General features: G+C 71.5%; 2 protein-coding genes. Both read right to left on the reverse strand.

Annotated features, from left to right (window positions below):
* Positions 1-819: methylmalonyl Co-A mutase-associated GTPase MeaB (meaB, locus tag AC27IQ_RS25625; protein ID WP_487091316.1), on the reverse strand; the 819-nt coding region annotated here is incomplete at its 3' end.
* A partial coding sequence (locus tag AC27IQ_RS25630; protein ID WP_487091317.1) for a GNAT family N-acetyltransferase occupies positions 816-1,001 on the reverse strand: 186 nt, incomplete at its 5' end. The genes meaB and AC27IQ_RS25630, both read right to left, overlap by 4 nt.

Consider the following 1,001-nt stretch of genomic DNA (forward strand, 5'->3'; position numbering starts at 1 on the left):
AGCCGGTTCGCTTTCGGCCGACACCGCGCCGTGGCCCGCTGCCGGCGCGTGGCGGGGGTGGCCCAGCGAGCGCTCGGGGTTGCCGTGCTGGCTGAGCAGCCGCAGGCTGGAGGTGATCTGCGCCTCGGCGCGGGTGGCGGCGTGCGGGTCGATGTCGGCCTTGTTGATGACGACCAGGTCGGCGATCTCCATCACGCCCTTCTTGATGGCCTGCAGGTCGTCGCCCGCGTTGGGCAGCTGCAGCAGCACGAACATGTCGGTCATGCCGGCCACGGCGATCTCGCTCTGGCCCACGCCGACGGTCTCCACCATGACGATGTCGTAGCCGGCGGCCTCGCACACCAGCATGGCCTCGCGCGTTTTCTCGGCCACGCCGCCCAGGGTGCCGCTGGACGGGCTGGGGCGGATGTAGGCCTTCTCGTGCATGGACAGGTGTTCCATGCGGGTCTTGTCGCCCAGGATGGAGCCGCCCGACACGGTGGAGGACGGGTCGATGGTGAGCACCGCCACGCGGTGGCCCAGGCCGATGAGGTGCAGGCCCAGCACTTCGATGAAGGTGGATTTGCCCACGCCGGGCACGCCGCTGATCCCCAGGCGAAACGACTGGCCGGTGTGCGGCAGCAAGGCGGTGAGCAGCTCGTCACCCTGCGCGCGGTGGTCGGCGCGGGTCGACTCCAGCAGCGTGATCGCCTTGGACATGGCCCGGCGCTGCACGGCCTGGGCGCCGTGGAGGATTCCGTCCAGCCAGCCGCCGGCCGAAGGTGGCCGATGGGGCGAAGCCCCCGTAGCAGAAGCGGTCGAAGGCCGGGGCGCGCTCATTCGGCCCCCTCTTCGGGCCGCCACTCGTAGTGCACGTCCACGTCTTCCTCGCCGGTCTGCACGAAGCCGTGGCGCTGGTAGAAGCGGTTGGCATCGCTGCGCTGCAGCGCGGTCACGCGCAGCACGGCGCCTTCGCGGCGCGCCCGGTCCTGCACCTGGGCCAGCACGGCGGCGCCCACGCC

The sequence above is a fragment of the Acidovorax sp. KPB24-07 genome (assembly GCF_057543315.1).